This is a genomic window from Pseudoalteromonas sp. SG43-6 (assembly GCF_014164365.1).
Taxonomy (GTDB): Bacteria; Pseudomonadota; Gammaproteobacteria; order Enterobacterales; family Alteromonadaceae; genus Pseudoalteromonas; species Pseudoalteromonas rhizosphaerae.
Genome location: NZ_JACJEZ010000047.1, coordinates 25,382 through 39,545, shown reverse-complemented (window position 1 = coordinate 39,545; position 14,164 = coordinate 25,382). Strand labels below are relative to the sequence as shown.

Below are 14,164 nucleotides of genomic sequence, written 5' to 3'. Positions count from 1 at the left end.
TTACCAACCAAAATATGGTGAGGGAGCTCCCATGTCTATTGTAGCAGTTATAATATTAACCTTAAATGCTTGGTTGTGGTCTGCGTTGATAAAACTATTTTCGAGTAAGTTATGCCATAAATAATGTTGAATAAATAGTTTTGTTTATATAAAAAATACCAGCTCAACTTGAGCTGGTATTTTTTATATGCTTATTTTTAGTTATTTTATAAGTGCTTATGAACACGGTCAATCGTATCATCTGATCTAAGCGTTAAAATTTCAACACCATTTTCAGTTACTAATAAGGTGTGTTCCCACTGCGCAGACAAGCTACGGTCTTTAGTAACCACAGTCCAGTCATCTTTTAGTAGTTTACACTGGCGTTTACCCGCGTTAACCATTGGCTCAATAGTCAAACACATACCTGCTTTTAGGGCTTCGCCAGTACCAGCGCGGCCATAATGCATTATTTGTGGTTCTTCATGAAACTCTGCACCAATACCATGGCCGCAATATTCACGAACAATTGAGTAGTTAAAGCTCTCTGCATATTTTTGAATCGCTTCGCCGATATCACCTAAACGCACGCCTGGTTTAACCATTTTTATTGCTAAATAAAGGCTTTCTTGCGTTACTTCAGCAAGACGCTTGCCTTGGATGTTTGGTGTGCCAACATGAAACATTTTTGATGTGTCGCCGTGGTAGCCATCTTTGATAACCGTGATATCGATATTGACACTGTCGCCATCTTTTAATGCTTTGTCGTTAGGAATACCATGGCAAATTACATGGTTTACTGAGGTGCAAATTGATTTAGGAAAACCATGGTAATTTAGTGGGGCAGGAATTGCCTTTTGCACATCGACAATATAATTATGACAAATTGTATTTAGTTCATCAGTGGTTACACCGGGAACTACATGTGACTCTATCATTTCCAGGACATCTGCCGCTAAGCGCCCGGCTACACGCATTTTCTCTATTTCTTCAGGGGTCTTGATCACAGCACTCATGGAGGCTCCATTGTCGAGTTTTACACATTTATCGTCGCACAAATTTTGCACGCGACGTTGAATATTTGTTTTTAATATGGTATAAAGCGCGCCGTCTTTTTACAAATAAATTCTTAAATGATTTTTTGTATTTAAGGCAAACACAATTTTATTTTAACACACACACGTATCGTCACATACACTTGGGTGCATTTCAGTTTCATTTAACTGCGGTGTTGGTGCTATGGGGTATGTGGAGGCCTAACCCTAAACTAAACAGAGGAAATACAAAATGGCAAACGTTTCAATGCGCGACATGCTTCAAGCTGGTGTTCACTTCGGTCACCAAGCACGTTACTGGAATCCTAAGATGAAGCCTTTCATCTTCGGCGCACGTAACCGTGTTCATATCATCAACCTTGAGCAAACTGTTCCAATGTTCAACAACGCACTTAAGTTTTTAACTGGTGCTGCGTCAAACAAAGGTAAAGTTCTTTTCGTTGGTACTAAGCGCGCAGCAAGCGAGTCGGTTAAAGAAGCCGCTATCGCTAGTGATCAGTATTACGTAAATCACCGTTGGTTAGGTGGTATGTTGACTAACTGGAAAACAGTTCGTCAATCAATCAAGCGTCTTAAAGACCTTGAGATCCAAAGCCAAGACGGTACTTTCGAGAAGTTAACTAAGAAAGAAACGTTAATGCTTAACCGCGAAATGGAAAAGCTTGAAAAGAGCCTTGGCGGTATCAAAAACATGGGTGGTCTTCCTGACGCACTTTTCGTTATCGATGCAGACCACGAGCACATCGCTATCCGTGAAGCTAACAACCTAGGTATTCCAGTTGTTGCGATCGTTGATACTAACTCTAACCCAGACGGTGTTGATTTCATCGTACCTGGTAATGATGATGCTATCCGTGCAATCAACCTTTACACAGGCGCAGTTGCAGCAGCAATCACTGAAGGTCGTGAGAGCAATATCGTTGCTCAAGCTGAGAAAGACGACTTCGTAGAAGCTGAGTAATTAGCTGTCATCAAGTCTTCATCTAATTTTAGATGAAGACTTGCTATTCTTGTAGAGCGGGTAACCCGCTTATCTAAACCTGAATTCAGATTTGAGGATTTACTAATGGCTGTAACTACTGCCCTAGTTAAAGAATTACGCGAGCGTACCGGCGCTGGCATGATGGATTGTAAAAAAGCGTTAACTGAAACTGATGGCGACATCGAGTTAGCGATTGAAAATATGCGTAAAAGTGGCGCTGCAAAAGCTGCTAAAAAAGCAGGTAACATTGCTGCTGAAGGTACTATCATCATCAAGCAAAACGCAGGTGTTGCAGTACTAGTTGAAGTTAACTGTCAAACTGACTTCGTAGCAAAAGACGTAAGTTTCTTAGCATTTGCTAATAAAGTTGCTGATGCTGCTATTGCAGAAACGATTTCTATCGAAGACTTACAAGCTAAGTTCGAAGAAGATCGTGTTGAACTAGTTACTAAAATTGGTGAAAACATCAATGTACGTCGTCTACAGTACATCGCTGGCGAAACGCTAGTTGAGTACCGTCACGGTGAGCGTATTGGTGTTGTTGTTGCAGGTGTTGCTGATGAAGAAACACTTAAGCACATCGCAATGCACGTTGCTGCTTCAAACCCAGAGTACCTAACACCTGAAGATGTACCTGCTGACGTTGTTGAAAAAGAAAAGCAAGTACAAATCGAAATCGCGATGAACGAAGGCAAGCCTGCTGAAATCGCTGAGAAGATGGTTGTTGGTCGCATGAAAAAATTCACTGGTGAGGTTTCTCTTACTGGACAAGCTTTCATCATGGAACCTAAAAAATCTGTTGGCGAAATTCTTAAAGAGAAAAACGCAACAGTTACTGGCTTCGTACGTGTAGAAGTTGGTGAAGGTATCGAGAAGAAAACTGAAGATTTTGCTGCTGAAGTTGCTGCACAGATTGCTGCTGCTAAAGGTCAATAAAATCGATTTCCTTTGACGAAAAAGTGAGTTAGATGAAATTATTCTGTTATTTGCTTTTGCGTCATCGCTGAAAATTCTTTAAAATAACCGCGCTCTTTATGTGAAAATCATAAGCGCGGTTATTTTTTATCCTTTTTTTATAAAGTTGGCCCAAATACTATGACAATCAATCGTAAACCTATTTTTAGACGCGTTCTTCTCAAATTAAGCGGTGAAGCACTGATGGGAGACGAAGGCTTCGGCATCGACCCAAAAGTATTAGACCGTATGGCGCAAGAAATCAAAGAGCTTGTAGAACTCGACGTAGAAGTGGGTTTAGTTATCGGTGGCGGTAACTTTTTACGTGGCGGCTCACTTGCTGAAGCAGGTATGAATCGCGTAGTTGGCGATCATATGGGGATGCTAGCAACTGTCATGAATGGCCTTGCAATGCGTGATGCGTTGCACCGTGCATTTGTAAATTGTCGTTTAATGTCAGCTATCCCACTTAACGGTGTGTGTGATGCATACAACTGGGCTGAGGCAATTAGCTTATTAAAAACGGGCCGTGTAGTTATTTTTGCAGCCGGTACTGGTAACCCATTCTTTACAACGGATTCGGCCGCGTGTTTACGTGGTATTGAAATTGAAGCCGATACCGTGATTAAAGCCACCAAGGTTGATGGTGTTTACAGTGATGATCCGGTAAAAAATCCAGAGGCGACACTTTACCGTCACTTGAGCTACAATGAAATCATTGAAAAAGAATTAAAAGTAATGGATCTTGCGGCATTCACCCTTGCGCGTGATCACAAGATGCCGTTGAGCGTATTTAATATGAATAAATCAGGCGCATTAAAGCGTGTAATTATGGGCGAAGAAGAAGGCACTCTTATCTCTTCACAAGCCTCAGATGAAGTTATTAACTAGATTAGGATTGAACCGTGATAAACGATATTCAAAAAGATGCTGCAGAACGTATGCAGAAAAGTGTAACGGCACTTAGCAGTCAACTATCTAAAATCCGTACTGGCCGTGCTCATCCGGCAATATTAGATGGCATTATGGTGCCATACTACGGCGCACCAACGCCATTGAACCAAGTTGCCAATGTAACAATTGAAGATTCACGTACACTTGCGTTAAGTGTATTTGATAAATCGCTTGCACAAGCGGTAGAGAAAGCAATCATGGCATCTGACTTAGGTTTAAACCCAATGTCAGCAGGTTCTGTGATCCGTGTACCACTTCCTCCGCTAACTGAGGAACGTCGTAAAAACTTAATTAAAATCGTTCGTGGTGAAGTTGAAAGCGGCCGTGTTGCAATCCGTAATATTCGTCGTGATGCTAACGGTGACGTTAAAAACTTATTGAAAGATAAAGATATTTCTGAAGATGAAGCGCGTCAATCTGATGATGCAATTCAAAAGCTTACGGACAAATTCATTAAAGAGATGGACACTCAATTAGCGGCGAAAGAAGCCGAGTTGATGGAAATCTAAGCTAGTAAATTTATTAGTTTTGAAACGCCGTCTGGGGTATACTAGGCGGCGTTTTTTTATGGAATACTCGATATTTATGGTTCTTAACGCTGATAAAATTTCCCAGCAATGTTTACCCAAGCATGTCGCTATAATCATGGATGGCAATGGTCGTTGGGCACAAGCCAAGAATAGGCCACGTGTGTACGGTCATAAAAAAGGCGTGGATGCGGTTCGTCAGTCTGTGCAGTTTTGTACTAAATTAGGAGTAGAGTCATTGACTCTATTCGCTTTTAGTAGTGAAAACTGGCATCGCCCCGAAGATGAAGTCAGTACCTTGATGGAGCTGTTTTTGTTTGTGCTGAGTAAGGAAGTTAAAAAGCTACACAAAAATAATGTTAAGTTAACCATTATTGGTGACTTATCTCGTTTTTCAGATACTTTGCGCAGCAAGGTTGATGCAGCACATGAATTAACGGCTAATAATACTGGTTTGCAACTGAATGTAGCGGCAAATTATGGTGGTCGATGGGATATAACAAATGCTGCAAAGCAATTAGGTAAGCTGATTGCTGCAGGGAAGTTAAACCCTGATGATATTACAGAGCACGATTTAGCCGCCCATATGAGTATGCAAGATCAGGCTGAACCTGACTTGTTGATCCGTACTGGTGGCGATTTACGCATAAGCAACTTTTTATTGTGGCAAGCTGCTTATGCTGAACTTTACTTTACCGATACGCTTTGGCCTGACTTCAATGAAGCAGCTTTTGCTGATGCTATCGCTTGTTACGTTGCCAGAGAGCGACGGTTTGGTTGTACTGGCGAACAAATAAAACAATTACTCGCTGAAACCTAATTAAAAAGGGTAACACTTTGCTAAAACAACGAATTTTAACCTCTTTAGTGCTAGCGCCTTTGGCACTGGTGTTGGTTTTTTATACACCTCTTACATTGTTTAGTTACATTGCTGGCGCGATTGTTTTATTAGGCGCGTGGGAATGGTCGGCATTTATGGGGTTATGCGATAAAGTTAAACGTTTTTCGTTTGTGACGTTTATTGGCTTGTTACTGGTACTGCTTAATTGGCATTGGCCAATTGATGGACTGTGGGTCGACGGCCAGCTCGTAGGAGACGCAAATTATATATTCACACTGTCATTTTCGTGGTGGATTGTAGCCACCTACCTAGTGTGGCGCTACCCAGCAATGGCTAAAGCATGGAACGAAGGAGTGGTTATGCGCGCTATTGCTGGTATTCTCACCTTAGTACCGCTGTGGCTTGCGCTTAATACACTGCGCAGTGCTAACTATGAGCAATCAACGCACTTTGGTTCGATGCTTATTTTAGTGGTACTGGGGATCGTATGGAGTGCTGACATTGGTGCATACTTTACGGGTAAAAACTTTGGCAAGCATAAGTTAATGCCAAAAGTGAGCCCTAATAAAACCATTGAAGGTTTAGCTGGTGGCTTAGTTGCTGCGGTAATTTTTGTTTTAGCGTTTTGTCATTTTACCAATGTAGATATGTCTGTTTGGCCAATTTACGCGATTATGACTGTATTCATCGCGTTATTCTCAGCTATTGGCGACTTACTCGAAAGTATGTTCAAACGCGAAGCTGGTCTTAAAGATAGTGGCTCATGTTTGCCTGGCCATGGGGGGATTTTAGATCGCCTTGACAGCCTAACTGCTGCAGCCCCCATTTTTGTGTTGTGCTATGCATGGACACTTAGTTTATGAGTTGTAGACAACAACTCGTCATTCTCGGCGCGACAGGTTCCATTGGTTTAAGTACCTTAGATGTTGTTGCGCGTAATCAAGAACAGTTTGCTGTATTTGCACTTGCGGCAGGTAATAATAGTGAATTGATGGCGCAATTGTGTATTGCTCATCAACCACGCTTTGCAGTGATGGCAGATGACAGCGCTGCAGCTAAGTTAAGCCAACACTTATCGGGCAGTGGCTGCAAAACAGTGATCCGCAGTGGCATTGCCGCCATGAGTGAACTGGCCGCTCACCCAGACGTTGACGCGGTAATGTCGGCGATTGTTGGTGCAGCGGGGCTCATACCTACACTCAGTGCGGTAGAAGCAGGTAAAAAAGTATTACTGGCGAATAAAGAATCTTTAGTCATGTCAGGTCAGTTGTTTATTGATAAAGTAAAACAACATAAAGCCACTTTACTACCGATTGACAGTGAACATAATGCCATATTCCAGTGCCTGCCAAGTGCACTGCAAGGCTCTAAAACTAATGCACAGTTACATGAACATGGGGTAAGTAAAATTTTACTTACCGGTTCTGGTGGGCCTTTTTTAACGTGTGATATTGCCTCTTTAAAAGACGTTACTGTGGCACAAGCTGTGGCGCATCCAAATTGGTCGATGGGACAAAAGATATCTGTTGATTCAGCCACTATGATGAATAAAGGCCTTGAGTTTATTGAGGCTAAATGGCTATTTAACTGCCAGGCAAACGATATTGAAGTGGTCATTCACCCGCAAAGTATTATTCATTCAATGGTGCAATACCAAGATGGCTCGGTGCTAGCGCAAATGGGGAATCCAGATATGCGTACACCGATTGCTCATGCTTTAGCATACCCACAGCGTATTGATGCTGGAGTAACACCACTGGATTTTTCACAGCTTGCTGATTTTACTTTTACGAAACCAGATTTTGCCCGCTATCCCAATTTACAATTAGCTATTGCTGCGTGTAATGCTGGACAAGGTGCTACAACGACAGTTAATGCTGCCAATGAAATTGCTGTGCAGGCATTTTTACAAGGGCAGATAGGCTTTACTGATATATACCGCATTAATGCACAAACATTAGACACAACGGTTGATGTAAACGTACACACGCTCGATGAAATTCTTGAATGTGACCGTTTAGCTCGACTTCAAGCGACGCAACTCATTGCAAAGGTAGTACGCTAATATGTTCGATTTTCTGTGGAATTTAGGTTCTTTTATTCTAGCGCTGGGAATTTTAGTAACAGTGCATGAATATGGCCATTTTTGGGTTGCCCGCAAAGCGGGTGTGAAGGTGTTAAGGTTTTCTATTGGCTTTGGTAAACCGCTAATAAAATGGCACGATAAACACGACACTGAATATGTCATTGCAGCAATTCCTTTAGGCGGCTACGTGAAAATGCTTGATGAACGTGTTGATGAGGTGTCAGCTGAACAACGTCACTTATCATTTAATGCCAAGTCAGTACAAGCGCGTATCGCGATTGTAGCAGCAGGGCCGCTGGCTAACTTTATATTTGCTATCTTTGCTTTAGCTGCGATGTACATGGTTGGGGTTCAATCGGTGAAGCCGGTGGTAGGCTCAGTAAATGAGGGTAGCCGCGCTGAGCAGGCCGGTATTATGCCTAGTCAACAAATTGTAAAAATTGGCGATGATAATATTGCGACTTGGCAAGATGCTACGTTTGCATTAATGGCCAGCCTAGGTGATAAAAGTGTTGCTGTTACCGTGCGTGACGAGCAATTTCAAGAACAGGTTAAAATGCTTGATATTGATGGTTGGAAACTTGATCAACAAGATGTGCCACCATTAGCTTCATTAGGTATTGTGCCGTTTCGTCCGCAGGCTACTTTAACCGTTGCTACAATTTCGCCAAACTCTGCTGCAGCAGACGCTAATTTACAAGCAGGCGATGAAATTATCGCCGTAAATGGTGAAACAATAACCAGTTGGACGCAGTTAGTTAATGTTATTCAGCAATCCGCTAACAAATCATTACAATTTAGTGTAAAAAGACAAGATAGTATAGAACTGCTAAATGTTACCCCGAAAGGACAACGTAATAGTGATGGCTTGCTACAAGGCTTTTTAGGTGTAGCACCGGTGGTTGAAAAATGGCCAGATGGTTACATTGAAACTAGACATTATGGCCCACTCGATAGTATGGTGCTGGGCGTAACTGAAACATGGCGCTTGATCAGCCTAAGTTTTGATATGATTGGTAACTTAATTACTGGTCAAGTATCAGTGAAGAATTTAAGTGGTCCAGTTGGTATTGCTGTAGGGGCGGGAACTAGCGTAAGCTATGGCTTAGTGGCGTTTTTAGGCTTCTTAGCATTGATAAGTGTAAACTTGGGCGTATTTAATTTATTGCCCTTACCAGTGCTTGATGGTGGGCACTTAATGTATTACATAATTGAACTTTTTCGTAAAAAGCCGGTCTCTGAAAAGACACAAGAATTTGGTTTTAAAGTGGGTGCCTTGCTACTCATTTTTCTTACATGTTTCGCTTTGTTCAATGATGTATCGCGATTGTAAGCAATTGCGACAGTCTCGAATTAAAACACGATTGTAAAACACCGCTAAAGTATAATTTTAAGGTGTTGAGCGGTAATACCGTTGTAAAGGATAAAGATAATAAAATGGCTATAAAAAAACATTTGGCAGTAACAAGTTTATTAGGTGCTAGCTTTGCAGCCCTAGGCCAAAACTCCTTTATTGTTGACGATTTAAAAGTTGAAGGTTTGCAGCGCGTAGCGTTGGGAGCAGCATTAACACATATTCCTATTAACGTGGGTGATAGTGTTGATGACTATACAATTTCAAAAACGATTAAGTCTTTGTATAACTCAGGTCACTTCGACAATATCAAGGCACTACGTGATGGCAATAATGTTATTTTTAGAGTAACAGAGCGCCCAACAATTAGTGTTATTGAGTTTGAAGGTAATAAAGACATTAAAGACGAGCAGCTTAATCAGTCGCTTGATCAGCAAGATATTCGCCAAGGTGAACCACTGGATAAAACTGTGGTTGATAACATCGAGAAAGGCTTAATAGAGTTTTTCCACAGTATTGGTAAATACAACGCTAAAATTGATGTCAGTATCACTAAGTTACCGCGTAACCGCGTTAAGCTAAAACTTAAGTTTGATGAAGGTGATGCCGCATCTATCCGTCAGATCAACTTAGTTGGTAACGAATTGTTTAGTGATGAAGACTTGTTAGCACTTGCTGAGTCACAACAAGATTTACCTTGGTGGCAGTTTATGGGCAGCGATCGCTACCAGAAACAAACCATTGAAGGCGACCTTGAAAAAATTCGTAGTTATTATTTAGACCGTGGTTACTTACGTTTTAATATTGACTCAACACAAGTATCAGTAAGTCCTGAACGTGAATCTGTGTATGTAACAGCTAACATCACCGAAGGCGTTAAATACAAAGTGAAAGGCTTTGACTTCATTGGTGATCTACTTGGCCGTGAAGAACTGATCAAAAGTGTTATTCCACTGCGTGCCGGTGAACTTTATAATGGCTCAGTGGTTACCTCATCTGAAGAATTTATCAAAAGTTATTTAGCGCGTTTCGGTTATGCGAATGCGGAAGTTCGCACCATTCCTGAAATTGATGACGAAACCAAAGAAGTTCAGTTAACACTCTCAGTTAATCCTGGTCAGCGTGTTTATGTGCGTCGTATTATTGTTGGTGGTAACCAAAATACCGCAGATGAAGTATTACGTCGTGAAATGACCCAGCTGGAAGGCGCATGGTTATCGAATCAGAACCTTGAGCGTTCAAAGCTACAAATTCAACGTCTTCCTTACATGGAAAGTGTTGATTTTAATGTTGTGCCAGTCCCTGGTATAGATGACCAAGTTGATGTCGATTTTACCGTTAAAGAGCAATCAGCTGGTAGCTTTAACGCAGGTCTTGCTTATGGTTCTTACTTAGGTCTGCAATTTAATATCGGTGTGACTGAATCTAACTTCTTAGGTACGGGTAACCAGATTGGCTTTAACATCAATACTTCGCGTGGTTCAGAACGTGTTAGTTTATCGTATACCGACCCTTACTTCACCCCAGATGGTGTGTCGCAAGGCAGTAGTATTTTCTACAGTAATTACGATGCAAGTAAGTTTAGCCTCATCGATTACAAATCAAAAAGCTACGGCATTGGTACAAATATAGGCTTCCCAATTGATGCGGTAAACCGTATCAACTTTGGTGTACGTTGGATCCAAGAAGAGTTATCTGAGATTGCTGAATATGAGCAAACTCGTGTTATGCGTGAGACCTTCTTAGATCCGAATAACCCGGATGAAGGATTTGATTTTACTAAATACGAACTCAGCGTTGGTTGGTCTCGTGTGACAGTAAACCGTGGTTTATTCCCAACGGCAGGTTCGCGTCAAACATTAAACTTAACCGGTACTACGCCAAACTCTGATTTAACTTACTTTAAGGTAAATTACGACTCGCGTTTTTATTGGCCACTTACTAATAACCACCGTTGGGTATTCTCAACCCGTGCTGCATTTGGCTATGGTAACGGTTATGGCACAACCAATGGTTACGATCAAACATTACCATTCCAAGAGTATTTCCGTATAACCGAAATGGAATTACGTGGTTTTGACCGTAATACTATTTTGCCGCGTGCAATATCGCGTACACCACAAGTAATTCCAGGCAATTCATTGCCAGATGGTAGTCTAACAGGCAATATAGGCGGCTCGCCAGAGTTTGATGTGTTAACACAGCGAGGACGTATCGGTGGTAATGCCAAAGCGGTTGCAGGCATGGAGTTAATTGTGCCAACCCCATTTTTGGATGAAGATAATACCAGTTCTGTACGTACTAGTTTCTTTGTTGATGCTGCAAACGTATGGGACACTGAATTTAACGTTGACCGTTATAAAAATTTAGGTCCGGACGAACGCGCTAAGCTTGAGGATTATTCAGATCCGCTGCGCTTTAGGGTATCAACCGGTTTATCATTACAGTGGATCTCCCCAATGGGTCCAATGTTGATTAGTTTTGCGTATCCATTGCAACAAGAAGAAGATGACGATACGAAGACCATCAGCTTTAACATTAGTAATACATTCTAAAGGAGTTTTTTGTGAAAAAATCATTTAAATCATCGGCAATTGCCATTTTAGCAACACTTATGATGGGTACTTCTGCAAGTGCTTTTGCACATAAAGTTGGTATTGTAGATATGCAAGAAATCTATAAGCAAATCCCACAAATGGCAAAAGTTGAGCAAACACTGCAAGCTGAATTTGCTGAGCGTCGTCAAGAACTTGAAAAGCTACAGGGCGATATCCGCTTTGAAGCAGAAAAATTCAAGCGTGAAAGCACTACAATGAGCCAAGCGCAAAAAGATGCGTTGCGTGAAAAAGTGGAAGGCATGCAAAAAAATCTTGCTGAAAAAGGTCGTCCTTTAGAGCAAGAAATTAAAACTCGTCAAAACCAAGAACTAGCTAAAGTTCAAGGTATTATTATCAAAGCAATCGAAGATATTGCTAAAGATGGTAAGTACGATGAAGTTAAAGTTAAAGATACTACTATCTACTTTAACCCTAAAACGGTCGTTGATTTATCAAGTAAAGTTGTTGATAAAGTAAGTAAGCAATAGAACTGATATATGCATAATTATACGCTTTCGCAGATTGCGGAACTTCTAGGCGCCACGCTTGACGGTGATGGCGCTTGGGAAATCTCAAAAATTGCTACACTTGCAAATGCCCAGTCTGGGCATATTGCATTTTTAGCGAATAAGAAATATCGCTCACAACTTAGTGATACTAAGGCGGGGGCAGTGATCCTATCTGCCGCAGACGCAGAGTATTATCAAGGTAATAAGCTCATAGTGGTTAACCCCTATGTTTGCTACGCGAAATTAGCCCAGTTACTCGATACAACGCCACGCTCAGCGTCACCAGGTATTCACCCAAGTGCGGTGGTCCATCCTGATGCTACAGTTGCAAGCACAGCCGCTATTGCAGCTAATGCGGTGATTGAAGCCGGAGCGGTAATTGGTGATAACGCGCAAATAGGCGCTAATTGCTTTATTGGTGAAAACACAAAAATTGGCAATGGCACAAAACTGTGGGCAAATGTCAGTGTTTATCACGATGTAGAAATTGGTAGTGATTGCTTATTTCAATCAAGTAGCGTAATCGGCAGTGATGGCTTTGGTTATGCAAATGATAAAGGCCAATGGATAAAAATTCCTCAGCTTGGTCGCGTTATTATAGGTGACAAGGTTGAAATTGGCGCTGGTGCTACGGTTGACCGTGGTGCAATTGATGACACGATTATTCACAGCAATGTGATTATTGATAACCAATGTCAAATTGCCCATAATGTTGAAATTGGTTCAGGCACAGCAATTGCTGGCTGTACCGTGATAGCAGGTAGTACAACTATTGGTAAAAATTGCCAGATTGCCGGGCTTGTCGGCATAAATGGTCACATAGATATCTGTGATGGTGTTATACTTACGGGTATGAGCATGGTGACTAAAGCGATTACGAAACCTGGTATTTATTCCTCAGGACTTCCACACTCTTCAAATAAAGAGTGGCGCCGAAACATTGCCCATTTCCGTAATTTGCCAGAGATGAAAGTTCGCCTTAAAGCGCTAGAGACTCTGACTAAGTCATTAAACGTTGATAATTAATAAGGATGCTATTTTGGCAAACGAATTAAATAGCCTTGATATACAAGAAATTTTAAGCTTACTTCCGCATCGTTACCCGATGCTACTAGTTGACCGTGTACTTGATTACACCCCAGGTGAATCATTACATGCAATTAAGAACGTAACTTTTAATGAACCGATTTTTACCGGCCATTTCCCTAACCAGCCAATTTTTCCTGGTGTATTAATTTTAGAAGCCATGGCACAGGCAACCGGTTTATTGGGGTTTAAAACTGTCGAGAATCGCAGTGAAAATGAACTATATTTATTTGCAGCGATAGATAATGCGCGCTTTAAACAACCTGTAACGCCTGGTGACACCATGCATTTACACGTTCAATTTTTAAAAGAGCGTCGTAATATTTGGAAGTTTGCAGCAGAAGCAAAAGTTGATGGCAAAATAGTATGTAGTGCCGAAATCATGTGTGCGAGAAGAGAGCTTTAATTGTGATCCATCCTACAGCGATAATCGAACCAGGTGCAAAGTTAGGTAATAATGTATCGGTTGGCCCGTATAGCTACATTGGCAACGATGTGGTTATTGGTGACAATTGCATTATCGAATCTCATGTTGTGGTCAAAGGTCCGTCAACAATAGGTTCAGGCAATCATATATTTCAATTTGCGTCTGTAGGTGAAGCCTGCCAAGACAAAAAATATAATAATGAGCCAACCACACTTATCATTGGCGATAACAATGTTATTCGTGAATGCGCTACCATCCACCGAGGTACAATTCAAGACCAAGGTGTGACTAAGATTGGCAGCAATAACTTATTTATGGCTTACACTCACGTAGCCCATGATGCGGTGATTGGCGATAACGTTATTTTTGCTAATAATGCATCTGTTGCAGGCCATGTACATATTGGTGACTGGGTTATCTTAGCGGGCAATTCAGGTATTCATCAGTTTTGTAAAGTGGGGGCACATGCCTTTGTTGGTATGTACTCTGGCGTGAACAAAGATGTGCCGCCGTTTGTAACAACTATAGGTACGCCAGCAGGTCCTGTTGCAATTAATACTGAAGGCATGAAGCGCCGTGGCTTTGAAAGCGATGAAGTAATGGCAACACGTCGTGCTTATAAAACACTATACCGCAAGAGTTTAGGTGTTGAAGAGGCAATTGCAGCGCTTGCTGATGATGCCGCTAAGTACCCAGCAGTACAGTTAATGGTTGATTTTGTGAAAAATTCTGAACGCGGTATTATTCGTTAATTCGTTTATGCAGTGTATAAAAGCCACCAGTTATTAAGTTAACTTGGTGGCTTTTTTGTAT

Annotated in this window: 14 protein-coding genes; 13 read left to right on the top strand and 1 reads right to left on the bottom strand. The window is 41.5% G+C overall.

Annotated elements, in window-relative coordinates; translation table 11 throughout:
- Window positions 1-206: 206 nt before the first annotated feature.
- The gene (gene map / locus H5201_RS17620; protein WP_182740508.1) at window positions 207-995 is read right to left on the bottom strand and encodes a type I methionyl aminopeptidase; all 789 of its coding nucleotides are present in this window, start codon (window positions 993-995) and stop codon (window positions 207-209) included.
- 271 nt (window positions 996-1,266) lie between these two features.
- On the opposite strand from map, the gene rpsB reads away from it, so the two are divergent.
- The 13 genes from rpsB (at window position 1,267) to lpxA (ending at window position 14,103) form a co-directional block, all read left to right on the top strand.
- Window positions 1,267-1,995 carry a 30S ribosomal protein S2 gene (gene rpsB, locus H5201_RS17615; protein WP_145240470.1) on the top strand — a complete coding sequence of 243 codons (729 nt, stop codon included), beginning with the start codon at window positions 1,267-1,269 and terminating at the stop codon, window positions 1,993-1,995.
- A 105-nt stretch (window positions 1,996-2,100) separates the two neighbouring features.
- Window positions 2,101-2,952 carry a translation elongation factor Ts gene (gene tsf / locus H5201_RS17610; RefSeq protein ID WP_182718689.1) on the top strand — a complete coding sequence of 284 codons (852 nt, stop codon included), beginning with the start codon at window positions 2,101-2,103 and terminating at the stop codon, window positions 2,950-2,952.
- A gap of 159 nt (window positions 2,953-3,111) precedes the next feature.
- Window positions 3,112-3,861 carry a UMP kinase gene (gene pyrH / locus H5201_RS17605; protein WP_145240474.1) on the top strand — a complete coding sequence of 250 codons (750 nt, stop codon included), beginning with the start codon at window positions 3,112-3,114 and terminating at the stop codon, window positions 3,859-3,861.
- A gap of 50 nt (window positions 3,862-3,911) precedes the next feature.
- Window positions 3,912-4,433, top strand: coding sequence for a ribosome recycling factor (frr, locus tag H5201_RS17600; RefSeq protein WP_215909106.1), 522 nt, complete (start codon window positions 3,912-3,914; stop codon window positions 4,431-4,433).
- Between the two features lie 58 nt (window positions 4,434-4,491).
- A complete protein-coding gene (locus H5201_RS17595; protein WP_182785139.1) occupies window positions 4,492-5,271 on the top strand; it encodes an isoprenyl transferase in 780 nt (259 codons plus the stop codon).
- 17 nt (window positions 5,272-5,288) lie between these two features.
- A complete protein-coding gene (locus H5201_RS17590) occupies window positions 5,289-6,155 on the top strand; it encodes a phosphatidate cytidylyltransferase (RefSeq protein WP_145240480.1) in 867 nt (288 codons plus the stop codon).
- Window positions 6,152-7,357, top strand: a complete 1,206-nt coding sequence (gene ispC, locus H5201_RS17585) for a 1-deoxy-D-xylulose-5-phosphate reductoisomerase (RefSeq protein ID WP_145240482.1) — start codon at window positions 6,152-6,154, stop codon at window positions 7,355-7,357. Before H5201_RS17590 ends, ispC begins: the two co-directional genes overlap by 4 nt.
- 1 nt (window position 7,358) lies before the next feature.
- A complete protein-coding gene (gene rseP, locus H5201_RS17580; protein WP_182785138.1) occupies window positions 7,359-8,711 on the top strand; it encodes a sigma E protease regulator RseP in 1,353 nt (450 codons plus the stop codon).
- Between the two features lie 104 nt (window positions 8,712-8,815).
- Window positions 8,816-11,287 carry an outer membrane protein assembly factor BamA gene (gene bamA / locus H5201_RS17575; protein ID WP_182785137.1) on the top strand — a complete coding sequence of 824 codons (2,472 nt, stop codon included), beginning with the start codon at window positions 8,816-8,818 and terminating at the stop codon, window positions 11,285-11,287.
- Window positions 11,288-11,298: 11 nt separating this feature from the next.
- Window positions 11,299-11,817 (top strand): OmpH family outer membrane protein, encoded by a 519-nt coding sequence (locus tag H5201_RS17570; RefSeq protein WP_149982990.1) that lies wholly within the window; start codon window positions 11,299-11,301, stop codon window positions 11,815-11,817.
- Window positions 11,818-11,826: 9 nt separating this feature from the next.
- Window positions 11,827-12,864, top strand: coding sequence for a UDP-3-O-(3-hydroxymyristoyl)glucosamine N-acyltransferase (lpxD, locus tag H5201_RS17565; RefSeq protein ID WP_182740510.1), 1,038 nt, complete (start codon window positions 11,827-11,829; stop codon window positions 12,862-12,864).
- Between the two features lie 13 nt (window positions 12,865-12,877).
- Entirely contained in the window at window positions 12,878-13,330 is a 453-nt protein-coding gene (fabZ, locus tag H5201_RS17560) for a 3-hydroxyacyl-ACP dehydratase FabZ (RefSeq protein WP_145240491.1), read from the top strand.
- A gap of 2 nt (window positions 13,331-13,332) precedes the next feature.
- Entirely contained in the window at window positions 13,333-14,103 is a 771-nt protein-coding gene (lpxA, locus tag H5201_RS17555; RefSeq protein WP_149982988.1) for an acyl-ACP--UDP-N-acetylglucosamine O-acyltransferase, read from the top strand.
- Window positions 14,104-14,164 lie beyond the last annotated feature (61 nt).

Bases quoted from the DNA above. Each gene is read 5' to 3' on its own strand.
- bamA (WP_182785137.1), top strand. From the start codon at position 8,816: ATGGCTATAAAAAAACATTTGGCAGTAACAAGTTTATTAGGTGCTAGC.
- map (WP_182740508.1), bottom strand. From the start codon at position 995: ATGAGTGCTGTGATCAAGACCCCTGAAGAAATAGAGAAAATGCGTGTA.
- ispC (WP_145240482.1), top strand. From the start codon at position 6,152: ATGAGTTGTAGACAACAACTCGTCATTCTCGGCGCGACAGGTTCCATT.
- lpxD (WP_182740510.1), top strand. From the start codon at position 11,827: ATGCATAATTATACGCTTTCGCAGATTGCGGAACTTCTAGGCGCCACG.
- rseP (WP_182785138.1), top strand. From the start codon at position 7,359: ATGTTCGATTTTCTGTGGAATTTAGGTTCTTTTATTCTAGCGCTGGGA.
- H5201_RS17595 (WP_182785139.1), top strand. From the start codon at position 4,492: ATGGAATACTCGATATTTATGGTTCTTAACGCTGATAAAATTTCCCAG.
- frr (WP_215909106.1), top strand. From the start codon at position 3,912: ATGCAGAAAAGTGTAACGGCACTTAGCAGTCAACTATCTAAAATCCGT.
- rpsB (WP_145240470.1), top strand. From the start codon at position 1,267: ATGGCAAACGTTTCAATGCGCGACATGCTTCAAGCTGGTGTTCACTTC.
- tsf (WP_182718689.1), top strand. From the start codon at position 2,101: ATGGCTGTAACTACTGCCCTAGTTAAAGAATTACGCGAGCGTACCGGC.
- pyrH (WP_145240474.1), top strand. From the start codon at position 3,112: ATGACAATCAATCGTAAACCTATTTTTAGACGCGTTCTTCTCAAATTA.